Below are 807 nucleotides of genomic sequence, written 5' to 3'. Positions count from 1 at the left end.
GCAAGCGCCGCTGCGGCGCCGACCATCCGCCAGTTGGACGAGCCGACCTGGCTGCTTCCCGACATGAAGAGGACTGTCTTTTTGGGCATTTTCCGCTCCTTAAGATGATTGACGGCCAGTGACCGGCCCCTGAACGCCGCCCGCCGGCACCGGCGGATATGTCACCTTCGCAAGGGGCTTGGTGCCTTGATTTTTCATCTGCTCCTCCCCCTGTTTCCTGCATCTGCATGGCCAGTCCCTGCTTGACACAAAATTCTCAGGATTGTAAATCAAAAATCGAATAGCGGTTTTAGTTCGACATACGAACATCCGACAACTGGTTTATCGGGAGGGAGTAAACCCATGAACAATTTGGCGCCCCTTGGGGCGGATATGCCTGTTTGGGCGAAGGAAGATGAGGGTTTCCATGTCCCTTACTGGGTGTTCCAGCGCGAAGACGTTCTGGAGATGGAAAATGAGCGCCTGTTCCAGGGGGAAACCTGGAACTACATGTGTCTTGAAGCCGAACTTCAGTCGCCCGGCGATTTCGTCGCGGTCCATGTGGGGGAAACCCCGGTCATCGTGACCCGCGACCATGACGGCGAGATTTATGCGTTCGAGAACCGCTGCTCGCATCGCGGCTCGCTTCTGGCGCTGGAAGATCGCGGCAACGTCAAGGATTTCACCTGCGTCTATCATGCCTGGACCCACAGCCTGCAAGGTGACCTAGTCGGGATCGCCTTCAAGGACGGGATCGGCGGCAAAGGCGGGATGGAGAAGGATTTCTGCATGAACTCCGTTGGCCCTCGCAAGCTGCGCGTGGCCAAT

General features: G+C 57.2%; 1 protein-coding gene. It reads left to right on the top strand.

Annotated features, from left to right (window positions below; genetic code table 11):
• Positions 1-342: 342 nt before the first annotated feature.
• Positions 343-807: Rieske 2Fe-2S domain-containing protein (locus tag A3764_RS22950; RefSeq protein ID WP_201722505.1), on the top strand; the 465-nt coding region annotated here is incomplete at its 3' end.

The sequence above is a fragment of the Sulfitobacter sp. HI0129 genome (genome assembly GCF_001635395.1).
GTDB lineage: Bacteria > Pseudomonadota > Alphaproteobacteria > Rhodobacterales > Rhodobacteraceae > Sulfitobacter.
This window is presented reverse-complemented; position numbering and strand designations above follow the sequence as displayed.